This window comes from Advenella sp. FME57 (assembly GCF_014897675.1).
Taxonomy (GTDB): domain Bacteria; phylum Pseudomonadota; class Gammaproteobacteria; order Burkholderiales; family Burkholderiaceae_B; genus Advenella.
On sequence record NZ_JABUXU010000002.1, the window covers coordinates 1 to 15,421 of the forward strand.

The 15,421-nt window shown below is 54.3% G+C and carries 14 protein-coding genes; 6 read left to right on the top strand and 8 right to left on the bottom strand.

Annotated features, from left to right (window positions below; genetic code table 11):
* Both INT32_RS03000 and INT32_RS03005 read left to right on the top strand, forming a co-directional pair.
* The coding region (locus tag INT32_RS03000; RefSeq protein WP_193087262.1) for an MFS transporter at positions 1 to 1,111 on the top strand (1,111 nt) is incomplete at its 5' end.
* 52 nt (positions 1,112 to 1,163) lie between these two features.
* Positions 1,164 to 2,168, top strand: coding sequence for a galactitol-1-phosphate 5-dehydrogenase (locus tag INT32_RS03005; protein ID WP_193087263.1), 1,005 nt, complete (start codon positions 1,164 to 1,166; stop codon positions 2,166 to 2,168).
* Between the two features lie 211 nt (positions 2,169 to 2,379).
* On the opposite strand, the gene INT32_RS03010 is transcribed toward INT32_RS03005, so the two are convergent.
* Positions 2,380 to 4,581, bottom strand: coding sequence for a TonB-dependent siderophore receptor (locus INT32_RS03010; RefSeq protein WP_226816455.1), 2,202 nt, complete (start codon positions 4,579 to 4,581; stop codon positions 2,380 to 2,382).
* A gap of 289 nt (positions 4,582 to 4,870) precedes the next feature.
* Here INT32_RS03010 and INT32_RS03015 point away from each other — a divergent pair, with 289 nt between their 5' ends.
* Complete coding sequence (locus INT32_RS03015) at positions 4,871 to 5,185, top strand: hypothetical protein (RefSeq protein ID WP_193087264.1); 315 nt, start codon at positions 4,871 to 4,873, stop codon at positions 5,183 to 5,185.
* Positions 5,186 to 5,288: 103 nt separating this feature from the next.
* Here INT32_RS03015 and fucP read toward each other — a convergent pair whose 3' ends face one another.
* From fucP to INT32_RS03040, 5 genes are all read right to left on the bottom strand, one after another.
* Positions 5,289 to 6,518 (bottom strand): L-fucose:H+ symporter permease, encoded by a 1,230-nt coding sequence (fucP, locus tag INT32_RS03020; protein ID WP_193087265.1) that lies wholly within the window; start codon positions 6,516 to 6,518, stop codon positions 5,289 to 5,291.
* Between the two features lie 79 nt (positions 6,519 to 6,597).
* Entirely contained in the window at positions 6,598 to 6,942 is a 345-nt protein-coding gene (locus INT32_RS03025; protein WP_193087266.1) for an L-rhamnose mutarotase, read from the bottom strand.
* Between the two features lie 14 nt (positions 6,943 to 6,956).
* Positions 6,957 to 7,733, bottom strand: coding sequence for an SDR family oxidoreductase (locus INT32_RS03030; protein ID WP_193087267.1), 777 nt, complete (start codon positions 7,731 to 7,733; stop codon positions 6,957 to 6,959).
* Between the two features lie 20 nt (positions 7,734 to 7,753).
* Positions 7,754 to 8,578: an amidohydrolase gene (locus tag INT32_RS03035; RefSeq protein WP_193087268.1), complete on the bottom strand. Its 825-nt coding sequence runs from the start codon at positions 8,576 to 8,578 to the stop codon at positions 7,754 to 7,756.
* A gap of 12 nt (positions 8,579 to 8,590) precedes the next feature.
* Entirely contained in the window at positions 8,591 to 9,892 is a 1,302-nt protein-coding gene (locus INT32_RS03040) for an L-fuconate dehydratase (RefSeq protein WP_193087269.1), read from the bottom strand.
* 150 nt (positions 9,893 to 10,042) lie between these two features.
* Here INT32_RS03040 and INT32_RS03045 point away from each other — a divergent pair, with 150 nt between their 5' ends.
* Positions 10,043 to 10,768, top strand: a complete 726-nt coding sequence (locus tag INT32_RS03045; RefSeq protein WP_193087270.1) for a FadR/GntR family transcriptional regulator — start codon at positions 10,043 to 10,045, stop codon at positions 10,766 to 10,768.
* Positions 10,769 to 10,895: 127 nt separating this feature from the next.
* Here INT32_RS03045 and INT32_RS03050 read toward each other — a convergent pair whose 3' ends face one another.
* On the bottom strand, positions 10,896 to 11,171 hold the full coding sequence (locus INT32_RS03050; protein ID WP_014751679.1) for an SWIB/MDM2 domain-containing protein: 276 nt from the start codon (positions 11,169 to 11,171) through the stop codon (positions 10,896 to 10,898).
* Between the two features lie 481 nt (positions 11,172 to 11,652).
* Between INT32_RS03050 and pyrC the strand changes: the two genes are divergently transcribed.
* Positions 11,653 to 12,714 carry a dihydroorotase gene (gene pyrC / locus INT32_RS03055; protein WP_193087271.1) on the top strand — a complete coding sequence of 354 codons (1,062 nt, stop codon included), beginning with the start codon at positions 11,653 to 11,655 and terminating at the stop codon, positions 12,712 to 12,714.
* A 131-nt stretch (positions 12,715 to 12,845) separates the two neighbouring features.
* Positions 12,846 to 13,526, top strand: a complete 681-nt coding sequence (locus INT32_RS03060) for an O-methyltransferase (RefSeq protein WP_193087272.1) — start codon at positions 12,846 to 12,848, stop codon at positions 13,524 to 13,526.
* Here INT32_RS03060 and INT32_RS03065 read toward each other — a convergent pair whose 3' ends face one another.
* Complete coding sequence (locus INT32_RS03065; RefSeq protein WP_193087273.1) at positions 13,527 to 15,347, bottom strand: ATP-binding cassette domain-containing protein; 1,821 nt, start codon at positions 15,345 to 15,347, stop codon at positions 13,527 to 13,529.
* Positions 15,348 to 15,421 lie beyond the last annotated feature (74 nt).

Below are 15,421 nucleotides of genomic sequence, written 5' to 3' on the forward strand. Positions count from 1 at the left end.
CAAGAAAATGCTGATGCTCACGCTGCTATTGATGGGCGGGGCCACAGTCGCGATCGGCTTTATTCCGACCTATGCCCAGATCGGTATCTGGGCGCCGATTCTATTGCTGTTCTTTCGCATCGTGCAGGGCATCGGCCTGGGTGGAGAATGGGGTGGGGCGGTATTGATGACTTATGAATCCGCGCCGCAAGCGCGACGCGGATTTTTCAGCAGCATTCCCCAAACTGGCATGTCGCTGGGGCTGGTGCTGGCCTCTGGTGTGGTGGGATTGTTGTCATGGCAACTGAGCAACGAGGCTTTTCTTTCCTGGGGCTGGCGCGTCGCTTTTCTGTTAAGCGGCCTGATGGCGCTGGTGGGCGGTTATATCCGCAATCATGTGTCCGAGACGCCTGAGTTTGAAGCGATGAAACAAAAGGCGACCACAGAAAAAAGCACTGAAAAGCCCGTGCTGCCACTGGTTGATACTTTGCGCCGATACCCTCGCATGATAATGGCATGCATGGGCGCGCGCATGATCGACGGTGTATTTTTTAATGTGTTTGGTGTCTATTCACTTAATTATCTGACTCGTGAATTGGATTTGCCACGTACGCATGCACTACTGGGCGTGATGATGAGCGCGGCATTGATGACCTGCTTTATCCCGTTCTGGGGCGCGGTTGCTGATCGCGTCGGCAAGGCCCGCGTATACGGGCTGGGCGCACTGTTTGCATCGCTGTCGGCGTTTCCTGCGTTCTATGTGATGCAGACATTCTCTGACAATATCTATCTGGTCTGGCTTGCCATTATTATTCCGTTTGGCATATTCCATGCTGCGGTGTTTGGCACCATGTCGTCATTTTTCTCATCATGCTTTGATGCGAAGGTGCGCTATACCGCGATTTCATTTGTGTATCAACTGGCCGGAGTTGTGGCTGGTGGTCTCACGCCCATTGTTGCTACCGTGCTGACCGATATCAATGGCGGCGATCCATGGTTATTGTGCCTGTATGTACTGGCAGCCGGTCTGCTTAGTGTCGCATGCACCCGGTGGATTGCCCGGCATGTGCCGGATCAGGTCACATACGCACGCAGGGAACCGGCAGGCGCCGCGCAAACTTCAATATCTTGATTCGGTACCAGATCCGGCAGGCGCCGGATCTGCACACAAGGAGTTTTATCAAATGAAAGCACTGGTTTACACCGCACCCAATGAAATGGCGCTACAAGAGCGACCCCTGCCCGAATTACATGCAGGGGAAGTGGTGCTGCGTATTGAAGCTGCAGGCATTTGCGGATCTGATATGCATGCCTACCATGGTCATGATCCCCGACGCAAGCCTGGACTTATTCTGGGGCATGAGCTGGCTGCCACCGTGGCAGAAAGCGCAACGGACGCAATCAAAGTTGGTCAGAAGGTGACGGTCAACCCGCTGATAACCTGCGGGGTTTGCCAATATTGCCTGCAGGGCAGAGATAATTTATGCAGCAATCGCGGCATGGTGGGAATGTCGCGCGCCGGTGCGTTTGCGCAATTTATGTCCGTGCCTGCCAAATCGGTAGTTCCCATTCCGGCCGATATGACATCCGTGGTGGCGGCCTTGACGGAGCCGGCCGCCACGGTGTTGCATGCACTGAATCTGGCAATGGAGAAAATGCATCGACCGTTGCCCGAGGGGCGGGTGCTGGTGATCGGAGGCGGGGCAATTGGACTGCTGACGGCAATTTTGCTGCGCGCATACGGCTGCAAACAGGTGGACCTGGCAGAAACCAATGCATTGCGACGGGCATCGGCCGAACAACATGCCGGATGCGTCGCCATCGACCCAATAGCGACTACGCCCGAGCAGGATTACTACGATCTGGTTGTGGATGCGGTTGGGGCAAAACCCACACGCAATACTGCGCTAAGCAGTGTGCGACCAGGCGGCACGATATTGCATATCGGATTGCAGGACTGGAGCAGCGAAATTGATATGCGCAAGCTGACCCTTGCAGAAATCACCTTGCTGGGAACCTATACCTATACCATGGCTGACATGTATGCCACCGTCAATGCTTTGCACAATGGAACCTTTGGGGATCTTTCCTGGGTAGAGACGCGTTCCCTTGATGAGGGGGTGACCGCATTTACCGAGCTGGATCGGGGGAACATCGCTTCGGGCAAAGTGGTATTGCTGCCGCATTGATCAACCAGGCGATTCTGCTAGTGGTGCGTGATGCCCCTTGCGGCCGTTGCGCAACGTACCCGAAATAACGCCGGCAATCTGCAGCACGAAGCACCAGGGATGCGGATTGACGTTGTGCTCAGTGCCTGGGCGGCGATTGCGGCTTTGAAATGCGCAGCACGCTGCATTGGACAGGTGTCACTGCGAGCCCAATTCATCGGGATGATTGCGTCTAGAACTCCATCTCTGCCGAGAGCAGAACGGTGCGCGGCGCTGCTGCAGTGGCCACGGTGAGGCGTGAGCTGCTCGATAGCCAATACTTCTTGTTAAGTACGTTTTCCACGCTGGCACGCAATGTGAGCGGGCGGCCCTGGAATGTCGTGCGATAACGTGCACTCAGGTCATAGCGTGTCCACGATGGCAGGGTGAGCGTATTTTCAGCGTTGTAGGGTGTTGCTGCGGTATGAATGGCGCGTGCGCCCACGCTCAAGCCGGGTACCCAGGGCAAGTCCCAATCGGCTGCCAGGTTGAACGTGCGCTTTGGCACACCATTGGCCTGGTTGCCTTGATTGACGCCGCCTGCGGTGCGACGCAGTTTGGCATTATAAAAAGTGGCACTGGCCATAACGCGCAGACCATCGGTCACTTCACCGACAGCAGATAATTCCACACCGCGATTACGCTGCTCGCCATCGTAACTGTAGATATTGGTGTCCGGGTCGGTAATCGCGTTTGGACGATCTACCTGGAAAACCGAGACCGTGGTCATGACGCGACCCCAGTCGACTTTGACACCGGCTTCGTACTGCTTGGACTTATATGGCGCAAACACCTCGCCGGCATTGGCTGCATCGACGGGGGCCGTGCTACCCGTGCTCAGGCCTGATGTAAAGTTACCGTATATCGACACATTGTCCAACGGGCGTACGACAATACCGAAAAGCGGCGAGACTGCGCTTTCGTTATAGGAGGACGTGACGGCGCCAGTGGGATTGAAGTTTTCAGACTTCACTTGTTGTCTGCGCAGGCCCCCGGTAATCAGGATGCGGTCGTCGGCAAACGACAACGTGTCAGTCAGGGAAATGCTGGAGAGCTCGGTTTCAGACGTCTTGATTGGTGACTGGCGATCGCCGGTCATGGGGACTAGCTGCACCGGATCGTAGATATTGGAGTCGATCTTTTGACTCAATGGCGCCGACAGGTAGAAGCTTCCCGCTTCTGATTTCAGAATGGAGCCGGACAGGGTGACCAGGTGGCTTACACCAAAGGTATTGAATTTCGCACGCGCGCCGATTTCAGCCGTCTTGCTGCGCGAGTAGGCGTCGTACCATGAATTGATGACCCGCAAGTTTCCCAACTCGTCGACGGCGTCAGTCGTACGCGCAGAAGGAAAATCCTGCTCGCTGGCGCCGTAGTGGTAGCCTACCGCGGCATATACCATTAGCCGGTCGGAGATATCGTATTCCAATCGCGAGGTGATGGTCGAGTCGCGAATCGTCAGATCGGCGCCTGAATAGATGGCGCGGTGACCGGAAGGGGCTGCGGGAATGTTTGCAATATCAGGATGGAACCCGGTCTGGGCACGGAAGTTGTCAACGTTCTCACGTTGCGCGTAGGTGTCCAGGGACCAACGCAGTTTCTCCGAGCGGTAGTCCAGCGACAGGGCGCCAAGGGCAAGTTTCTGGCGACCTTCGTCCAGGCTTGTTTGGCCATTGCGGTATACGCCGTTAAAGCGAATACCCCATTGCTTGTCATCTCCGAAGCGGCGTCCCATATCCAGGTGTGCGCCCAGGATTGATTTGCTTTCGTACGTTGTCGTGACGCGGGTCAACGGTTCATCGTCGGCACGCTTGGTAACGATATTAATGTTTCCGCCTATGCTGCCGGCAGGGCTGATGCCGTACATCAGCGTACCCGGCCCCTTGAGCACTTCAACCCGTTCCATCATGGCCGTCGGCATGCGGTTGGAAGAGGCCAGGCCATATAGCCCGTTCAAGCCGACATCGCCGCTGTCGACTTTGAAGCCGCGGATCTGGAAGTCTTCGCTGAAACTGCCGGTGGACGTCATCACCCGAACAGAGGCTTCGTTGACTACCACGTCTGCCAGCGTACGGGCCTGCTGGTCATTCAGAAATTGTGATGTGTAATTGGTGGTGCTAAAAGGCGTATCCATGACATCTGAAGAGCCCAGCACGCCCAGACCGCCGCCGCGCGCGACCTGGCCGCCGGCGTAGGCAGAGGGAAGCGCATCCTCGGCGCCGCTTGCCATGATAGGGGCCAACTGCAGCACGCTGCTCTGAGCGTAAGCGGCCAGTGGCAATCCCATAACAGAAATACTAAGCGTATTGAGCACAAGCCGGTTCATGAGCGAGGCCGAAACCGGCGATGTTGTTTCGGCGCAGGGAACGAGCCTCGCAGGCAGAGTGGTTCTCATGAACTGACCTTCAATCAATTTGGAAAGGGCAAATTATATAACAATAATGATAATGATTATCAGTAATTCTATTGTTTTTATTGTCTGCGCATATGTGAAGGTGGATGTCGGCGGACGTCATCCGCCCTTTAAGCCTGGGCTGCTCAACATTGGAGTGCTGTCAGCGTGGTTGCCGGTGAAGTTGGTATTGCTATGTGCCCTGATTATTGCGGGCAGCAGGGTACGAACGGGCACGACTCGCACCGGGTGTTGAACGATGAGATAATGGCCTTTTTCAAGGTAAATAGTGATGACTGATCAAGCTGTTCTGAAAGTGGTGCTGCATGCGCCAACCGCAGATGCGCTGCAGCGTGCCCGCAGCAATGCCGGCAATTTGCTGCGCGAGCAGCCGGACGCACACGTTAAAATTGTGCTCAATGCCCAGGCGGTTATTGCTGCCCTGGATGAGCCGCAGGAGCAGCTTGATGCCATTACCTGGTTATGTCCCAACACCCTGAACCGCGCAGCTCGCCAGAACAGAGCGCCGCTGCAGGTGCTCCCGCATGGTGCTATTGCTGAGCTTGCCCGGCTGCAGCAGGATGGATGGGTGTACATCCGGGCGTAAACGGGGCCGCATAATTAATTTTGAGACACCTACACCGTAAAGTGCTGCCTATAAGGCCAGCTTGTGCTGGCCACTTTGCCAGGCATGTGCATACGCCAATCACTTATGCGGCTTTGATGCTAAGTCTGTCATACAGTGCGGCGTAGACCGCCACAATAATGAAGCACACTAAAGGCAGGCCGTAGGATAGCGCGGTATGATGGCCATCAGCAATTTTGCCCATAAAATAAGGCATTACAGCGCCACCCACGATGGCCATAATCATAAACGAGCTGCCAATTTTTGTTTTGGATCCAAGATTTTTTACGCCCATGGCGAAAATAGTGGGAAACATGATGGACATGAAAAAGAAAATGCCGATGGAAGCGATGCTGGCCACACCAGGAAGGCCGGTCATGACAACGCCGCAAAGCGCTATATTAATAACCCCGTAGATAGCCAACAGGCGAGAAGCCGGAATGCGTGTCATGATACCGGTACTGATAAAGCGGCCGATCATAAATGCCAGCAAGCCTATCGAGAGCAGATATGAGGCGTCTTTGGCTTCAAATCCATTCCAAGTCTCCAGGGTGAGATTAATAAAGAATGCGCCTACTCCCACCTGAGCAGCAACATAAAAGAATTGAGTAATCACACCGCCGATAAACTCCCGGTGTGAGGTAAGTGAGCGCTGGTTGGCCGATGCGTTTTTTTCGTCGAGCGCGCTTTCTGCCTCGCGCAGATCAGGCAGTTTGGTGCGAGCAAACAGAATGATCAACAATAAGACAACAACGGCAATGGCGACATACGTGATAGTAACTGCGCCGTTCTGGGCTGCTGGCTGTTCGGCAGACGTGCCTTCGAAGAAAAACAGACCGCCAATGAGCGGACCGCAGAACTGGCCAAAACCGTTGAAGGACTGGGATAGATTGAGCCGCGTTTCCGCTGTTTCCGGTGCTCCCAGTGCTGATGAGTAGGGATTGGCTGCCGTTTCCAAAAATCCCAGGCCGCAAGCCAGTACAAACAATGCGAACAGGAAAAAGGGAAAAGTCATGGCATTGGATGCTGGCACAAATAGCAATGCGCCAATCGCGTAGAGTGAGAGACCGGTAATGATGCCGGCCTTATATCCTTTTTTTGATATAAACATCCCGGCGGGCAACGCGATGACGAAATAGGCGCCAAAGTATGCGGCCTGCAGCAGCCCGGATTGTGCCTTGGAAATATGCAAAGCATCCTGGAAGTGTTTGTTGAGCACATCCAGTAGTCCATAGGATAGCCCCCACATAAAGAAAAGTGTAGTAACCAAAATGAATCCGGTGCGGTAGCGAGGATCGGTGATGGCGTGTTTCATTGATATCTCCGTTGTTGATCTTGATTTTTTTGTTGGTATGGTTTGAATGACTATTTCATATGTAATGTTTCGACCTGACTTATTGCATTTTCAGGTCAAATATTTTTTCCATAGCTACCCATTTTTCGCCTGCAGGCGTCCACGGCGTTGGTATTTGAAACTGCCACATCAGGGTTTCCCATTCCTTTACTCTGGGCTCGGTCGCTGCGATAGCGGCCGCGTGCTGAGGACTGTATGTGTCGTCAACTTCCATGACCATGAACAGGCGGGTGCCGATGTGCCAGATCTGCATATCAACGATACCGCAAGCGTAAATATTGGCTTGAACTTCAGGCCAGATATTTCTGTGGTGTGCTATATAAGTTTGAATTTTTTCCGGATCGTCTACCAGATCCAGAGCCAGGCAATATCGCTGATGAGTCATGTATTACCTCCGCATCAGGCAATGGCACGATCAAGGTGGGTATAGCCGCCGTCCACGAATAGGCATTCGCCTGTGGTATGCGATGACCGGTCCGACAGCAGGAAGACCACGGTGTTGGCGATCTCGCGTGGTGTGGTCATGCGCTTTTCCAGTGGAATGCGGGCTGTGATTGCTGCCAGCTTTTCCTGCGGGTTATCAAAACCGCCGATCCACGATTCGTATAGTGGCGTCATTACCTCGGCAGGGATCACGGCATTGACCCGGATTTTATCGTTCAGCAGCACCACAGCCCATTCGCGAGTCAGCGCAAGTCGTCCACCGTTGGCAGCGCAATAGCCGCTGGTTTGCCCTTGACCGGTGATGGCAGTCTTGGAGCCGATATTGACGATGCTGCCTTGACTGTTTTTCAGATAGGGCAGGGCATGGTGAACGACTGTAAAGTAGTGCACCAGATTCTTTTCCAGCGACTGACGGAACGCATCTACGCTTGCTGTGAGCGCAATATTATCGTTGATGCCGGCGTTGTTGACCACACCGTCGATACGACCATATTGCGCTGCCGTCGCGTTGATCGCGGCTTGACACGCGGCCTCATCCATCAGATCCAGTTGTTGGAAGGCATATCCTGACGCCGACTCAGCCAGTTTTTCCTGCAGCGACTGTGGCAAGGGCGAGCGCGCGAAGATGACGGGAATGGCGCCTTCCTCTGCCAGCGTCAGGCTGATGGCTTCGCCAATGCCCGATCCACCCCCAGTTACGATAATGACTTTGTTTTTCAAATTCAAATCCATTTGTCTCTCTCATCCTTCAATTACAGTTGGTATGTTTTTACAGGGGTGCCCAGTTGTACCTGGTTGGTATCTGCTGCCGGGAGATGGCTTGTGTTTTCTTTCCAGTAGTCCAGCAGGGTGTCGTATGAATGGGTCGCAGACGATACGGGCCAATCGGAGCCCCACAATAGGCGCTCCGGACCGAATAGCGTCCAGACACTGTCGATATAAGGCTGCAGATTGGCGGCAGTGGCGTGTGCTCCTGCTTCTGTAACCAGGCCCGATATTTTTACTACGACATGAGGCAAAGTGGCGAGCTTACGCATATGCAGGTGCCACCATTCAAATGCTGATTGGCACGCAAACTCTGGCTTGCACAGATGATCAATGACAAGCCAGTGTTTGTCGTGGCGCATGCAGAAATTGACTACGGCGGGCAGATCGGCCTGGCGAGCAAGTACTTCATAAACGTAATTGTGATGCTGCATCGATCGGACGCCGTGTTGCAGGCCGGAGTGTTCACGCAGATACTCTGAGGGCTTGGGCTCATCCTGAATCAGGTGGCGAAAGCCTTTAACCAAGGCATGATTGGCAGCCGATTCCAGTTGCGGCTCAATGCTGGCATCAAAATCAAACCAGCCTATGACACCTTTGATTATGGGAAAGTCCTGTGCCAGTTGCAGCAGAAAATGATTTTCGCTAAGCGTGGGCCTGGCCTGCACCGCAATGAGACCTGAGATGCGTTCAGCGGTGAGCGCGGCTATATCGCACGGAAGGCGGTTTTGTTTCAGCGATACCTGATGGTCACCAATCCAGGAGAACTCATCACGGTTGTAATTCCAGAAGTGAACATGCGTATCAATCATAAAACTGTCCCCTTAAGTATTTTTCGATTCGCACAGATCAGGTTTGAAAAGATATTGGCGCCGAGATTCTGGTTTCATCTCGATACTGAAGCCGGGGGCAGTGGGTGGCATATATGCCGCATTACGGATCACGCAGGGATGCTCAAAGTGCTCATGCAGATGATCCACGTATTCGGTGACGCGCCCTTCGCGTGTCCCGGAAAAGCACAGATAGTCAATCATGGATAAATGCTGTACGTATTCGCACAACCCGACGCCACCGGCGTGCGGGCATACTGCAAGCTTGAACTTCGCGGCCAGCAGCAGTACGGCGAGCACTTCATTGACTCCACCCATGCGGCATGCGTCAATCTGCACTATGTCAATCGCTTGGCGGCTCATAAACTGTTTGAACATAATCCGGTTCTGACACATTTCGCCTGTGGCTACCTGTATTGGGGCAATGGCTTGCCGGATTTGACGGTGCGCTTCGATATCGTCGGGACTGGTGGGTTCTTCAATAAACCAGGGGTTGGCAAAAGCCAATTGCCGAACCCAGTCGATGGCCTGTTCGGTTTCCCAGATTTGGTTGGCATCGATCATAAGCTTGCGTTGCGGCCCGATAATGTCCCTGGCAATGCGGACACGGCGCTTGTCGTCTTCCAGATCATGTCCGACTTTGAGTTTGATGTGATTGAAGCCCTGATCGATCGCTTCCTGACACAGACGGGCGAGCTTTTCATCGCTGTAGCCCAGCCAGCCGGCTGATGTCGTATAGCAGGGGTAGCCTTCGGCCTGAAGCAAGGCTTCTCGTTCTGCCTTGGCCTGAGCACGGTCGCGGAGCAACTGTAAAGCTTCATCACGGCAAATGGCATCGGTCAGGTAGCGCAAGTCAATGCAATCGAGCAGTTGTTCCGGACTCATATCTGCAACCAGCTTCCATACCGGTTTGCCTTCCATCTTTGCCCAGAGGTCCCAGACGGCGTTGACGACTGCGCCGGTGGCCAGATGCATTGCACCTTTGTCGGGGCCGATCCAGCGCAACTGGCTGTCGCCGGTGAGCATGCGCCACATATCGGCGGGGGAAGATCTGACGCTATCCATATCAAGGCCGATAACCAGATGACGCATCGCTTCAATGGATTTGCAGCAAATCTCATTGCCCCTGCCTATGGTGAAGGTCAAACCATGACCGGCCAAAGATGGACTGTCGGTGTGCAGGATGACGTAAGCGGCTGAATAATCCGGGTCGGGATTCATTGCATCGGATCCGTCCAGCAAGGTTGATGTCGGAAAGCGGATGTCCAGCACTTGCATTTGGGTGATCTTTGTCATGGTGTCTCCTGTGACGCTATAATGTGCTTCACTGATCAGACCAACCTTTAAATTTGTCTAAATTGGTCGGACCAAATTTATTGGTCTGTACAATTTAGGCGAAATTTTGGTGGTTTGCAAGTTTTTTTCGATCAATTATTAGAGTCATACATGGAAAGTGATCGCGTTTACCAACGGATTGCCGCAAGCATCCGCGAAAAAATCCTGAATAATAGTTATCCGGTGTCCAGTCGTATCCCACCTGAAAGAGAACTGGCCAGTCAGTTACGGGTAAGTCGCACTTCTGTGCGGGAAGCGATTATTGCGCTTGAGGTGTCCGGTTGGGTTGAGGTCAGGCTGGGCAGTGGTGTGTATGTGCGGCAACGCGGCCCGGCTCAGGTGAATCATGCAGACCCGCCGGTTCATCCCAAATTGTTACCTCACCTTGCCATGTCGACTGAGGTGACGCCATTTGAGTTGTTGCAGGCACGTCTATTGCTGGAGCCGGAAATTGCAGCGTTGGCAGCCGGGCGACGCAGCGACGAACAAATGCAGGCCATTAAAGATGCGTATCTGATGAACGTTCAGGACAATCTCAATCGCTCGCAGGATCATATCGGTGACCGGCTGTTCCACATCCGTATTGCCGAAGCGGCCGAAAATGGTGCCTACGCTTTTTTTGTGCGCTATCTTCTGGGTAAACAGTATACCGAGCTGTTTGGCAGATTACAGCAGCTGTACACACCGGACGATATGCCCTTGCGATCTCAATTGGAGCATCATCATATATTGCTTGCGCTGGAAAAGCAGGATGCAGACGGTGCCAGGCAGGCTATGCATGCCCACCTGACAAATGTGATCCGGATTTTTATGCGCAGTGTCGAAAGCGGCTCATGATAATGCCTTGGTTGCCGGCCGCAATGGCATAGTGACTGCAGTCAGCGTCATGCAACGGGTTCGTTAAAAAAGGGCGAAAAAAAACGAACCCACAGGATTCGTTTTTTAACCGGCAATGCACAGCTGATTATTTCAGATGTGTGCTGACCAGTTTTGTCATTTCGAACATGCTGACCTGATCTTTACCGAAAATGGGCCGCAGTTTTGCGTCGGCATTAATGTTGCGACGGTTTTTAGGATCCTGCAGATCGTGTTTTTTGATGTATTCCCAGATTTTCTTGGTCACTTCTGTACGAGGTAACGGATCACTGCCGATTACTTGAGCCAGCTCAGCGCTGGGAGTCAGCGGTTTCATGAAAGCTGCGTTTGGCTTACGGGCTGGTTTTTCTGAAGTTGTTGCCATATTTGTAAATCTCCATAAAGGCGTGTGTATATTCGTACATGGGAGAGAATAACGTGTAATTTGCCTCTTGCATAGTTTTTTTTTATGCGAAATTGGCGGAAATTACAGATATTGTTTTTTGAAAGCAAAATAAAAGAAATTAGACGAAATAGGGTGAGTTTTAAGTGATTTTTGTGTTTTTTTATAAAATGGTCGATTTGTTAAGAATTATTAGCATTGTCGTGCACGAGCCGCTTTGTGCGGGCTCCACGGCGTTATGTTCAGCTGCCGGTCAGTGTAACCGTCGCTGCCTGGGCCAGTCGGTTGGATCTGCTGTGCTCGTATCAGGCGGTGGAAAAGCTCCATTTGCTCAAAATTTGCTCAAAATGCAGCCGGCCCGATCAGGCCACTGTCTTTGCTTCTATATGCGGCCGATACGCCAGCACGAAATTTCCCCTCGGTTTTCTGTATAGTATTGGTCATCAAAAGGACATCCACCATTATGCTGATTACAGATACTGCCATCACCCTTATTCAGCCAGACGACTGGCATTTGCATCTGCGGGACCAGGAGGCGCTGCGAGCCGTGGTCGCACATTCTGCGCGCCAGTTCCGGCGCGCCATCATCATGCCTAATTTGCGACCGCCGGTAACGACAGTGGAACAGGCCGGGGCCTATCGCGACCGTATTGTCTCTGCGCTGCACGAGGCAGGGCGTGATTCCGCCACCTTTACCCCCCTGATGACGTTGTATCTGACCGAAGGCACGACGGCGCAGGACATTGCGCAGGTCGCAGCCTCTGATTTCGTGCACGCGGTCAAGCTGTATCCGGCCGGCGCCACCACAAATTCAGATGCCGGCGTGACCAATTTGCTGGATCAGTGCGACAAGGCGCTGGCAGCCATGGAAAAACATGGCGTGCCCTTGCTGGTGCACGGAGAGGTCACCGATCAGACGGTCGATCTGTTCGATCGCGAGGCGGTATTTATCGATCAGGTAATGATCCCGCTGCGCCAGCGCTATCCATCGCTCAAAGTGGTGTTCGAGCACATTACGACCAAAGAAGGCGTCGATTATGTGACGCAGGCGCAAGGGCCGGTCGCGGCCACGATTACGGCTCATCATTTGCTGTATAACCGCAATGCCATTTTCACCGGTGGGATCCGGCCACACTATTACTGTTTGCCGGTATTGAAGCGTGAAACGCATCGCCTGGCTCTGGTGGCTGCAGCCACTGGCGACAGCGATCGTTTTTTCCTGGGAACCGATAGCGCACCGCACGCTCGGGGGCTTAAGGAGCATGCCTGTGGCTGCGCCGGCTGTTATACGGCATTGCATGCGCTGGAGTTGTATGCCACGGCATTTGAGCAGGCGGGGCGTCTGGACCGGCTGGAGGCCTTTGCCAGCCTGAACGGGCCAGCCTTTTACGGGTTGCCAGCCAATACGGGCACGGTAACGTTGGAGCGCAAGGCGTTTGAGATTCCGTTGACGCTTGCCTATGGCGCCACCGAATTGGTGCCGCTGGCAGCTGGTGAAACGTTGAACTGGTCGTTTTCCGATTGATCAGATAGGCTGATGGCCTGGGTCATCAGCACCAATGCGAGCGGCGTTCGCAAGAATGGGGTCGGTCTTGGGCATGCGCCTGCCTGTCCGGCACCGCTGTCGGCTACTTTTGTTATTAGAGTCTTAATGCTATGAAAATTCAGATTACCCCCGAGCGTTACGTTGCGGTCGATGATTATTTCAACAGTCTGCTTCTGGCGGACGATACCATTCCTGCCAAGGTGCTCGCGCATTGCGAGGCGCACGCCATGCCGGCGATTCAGGTGGCGCCCAATCAGGGCAAGCTGCTAAACTTGCTGGTGCGTATCAAGGGAGCAAAGCGTATTCTGGAACTGGGCACACTGGGCGCCTACAGCACCGTCTGGATGGCGCTGGGCATGGGGCCTGACGGTCGACTGCTGACGCTGGATTTTGACGAAAACTATGTGAGAGTGGCGCGGGAAAGCCTGCGTATTGCCGCAGTGGATGACCGGGTCGAGATCCGCCTGGGGCGCGCGGCCGATCTGATGCAGGCGCTCATTGACGAAGGCGCTGCGCCGTTCGATTTCATCTTTATGGATGCCGACAAGGAAAACAATCCTCGCTATCTGGAATTGGCGGTAAAGCTGTCGGCGCCGGGCACGGTTATCGTGGCCGATAATGTGGTGCGCCAGGGGCAGATCGTGGACGCCCATTCGGAGGGCAGCAATATCAAGGGTTTGCGTCGTTTCTTTGATGACATGGCCGGCAATGAACGGCTGTCGGCCACGGCCTTTCAGACCGTGGGCAGCAAAGGCTGGGATGGCCTGTCGATTGCCATCGTCAACGGCTGATCAGCCGCCTTTCTTGCTATCGAGCAATTCCCAGCGTTCCAGCTTTGCCAACAGGGCTTCTTCAATTTCCAGCAAGCGCTCGTGAATGCCGGCGGCTTTTTCCGGGCCATCGGCATACAGATCAGGCTCCGACAGATGTTGGGTCAGCTCGCTCTGTTCCGTTTCCAATGCAACGATTTCCTTGGGGATGCGGTCCAGTTCCTGTTGTTCCCAGTTGCTCAGGCGGCCCGATTTGCTATCCTTGCGTGCGCTCGCCTGCGTCTGGCCCGAGGCGTTCTTTGTCGATGTTGACGCGTTCGCGTTATCCTGCTGCTCCTGTATGGATGCCGGCCGCTGGGCCAGCCAGTCGTCGTAGCCACCCACGTAATCGCGCCATTGGCCGTTGCCTTCGCAGGCAATGGTTTGGGTGATCACATTGTTCAGGAATGTGCGATCATGGCTGACCAGCAATACGGTGCCGGAAAACTCCTGCAGCAGTTCTTCCAGCAATTCCAGTGTTTCAATGTCCAGGTCGTTGGTGGGTTCGTCCATGACCAGCACGTTGGCCGGCCGAGCAAATAAGCGCGCCAGCAGCAGGCGGGCGCGTTCACCGCCCGACAGGCTGGAGACTGGAGACTGGGCCCGGGCTGGCGAGAACAGGAAGTCGCCCAGATAACTCATAACGTGCTTGCGCTGATTGCCGATTTCCACCCATTCGCTGCCCGGATTGATCACTTCGGTCAGCACGGCATTGTCGTCCAGTTGCTCGCGCATCTGGTCGAAATAGGCCACCGACAGGTTGGTGCCCAGTCTGACATTGCCGCTGTCCGGCGCAAGTTTGCCCAGAATGATTTTAAGAAGCGTGGTTTTGCCGGCGCCATTGGGGCCGATAATGCCGATCCGGTCGCCGCGCATGATCGTGGTGGAGTAGTCGCGGATCACGGTTTTGTCGCCGAACGTCTTGCCCACGTTTTCCAGTTCAGCGACCAGTTTGCCCGAGCGCTCGCCGGTGGTCACCGCAAAGTTCACGTTGCCGACACGCTCGCGTCTTTCACTGCGATCGCGTCTTAATTGCTCCAGTCGTTTGACCCTGCCTTCGTTGCGGGTGCGGCGGGCTTCGACGCCCTTGCGTATCCACACTTCTTCCTGCGCCAATACCTTGTCAAAACGCTCGTTCTGCAACCTTTCGGCAGCCAGCCACTCTGCCTTGTGCACCTGCCACTGGCTGAATGAGCCGGGATAGCTGTGCAGTTTGCCTCGGTCAAGCTCTACGATCCGGGTGGTGACCGCATCCAGAAAGCGTCGATCGTGGGTAATGACAACGCAGGCGCCACGGTTTTGCAGAATGCGTTTTTCAAGCCAGGCGATACCCTGGAAATCCAGATGGTTCGTGGGCTCGTCCAGCAGCAGCAGATCGGGCTGTTCCACAAAGGCGCGTGCCAGCGCAATCCGCTTGCGGGTGCCGCCAGACAGGCCTGCGATCTGGCTGTCCGGCGACAGGCCCAGTTCTTCAATGATCATGTTTGCACGCGTCGGGCGTTGCCAATCTTCCGTGCTTAGAAAATCTCCGACAATAGTGTCGTATACCGTACTGTCCTCAGGCAGCTCGGGTTCCTGCTCGACAGTCATCGAGCGCAGTGAACTCAGGCGCGAGACCTCCCCGTCGTCCGGGTCGGCGCGGCCATCCAGGATGCGCAGTAACGACGACTTGCCGGCGCCGTTGCGGCCGATCAGGCCGATGCGGTCGCCTTCGTTGATGGTAAGCGAGGCGTGATCGAGCAGGGCATGGTGGCCGAAGGCCAATTGTGCGTTCAGAAGGGTGATGAGCGTATTTGCTGCCATAGGGAAACTGCGAACCTGAAAGAGAAAGCTTGAGAGAGCCGAAAATTGAACAATACCAACATTGTCGCATTATT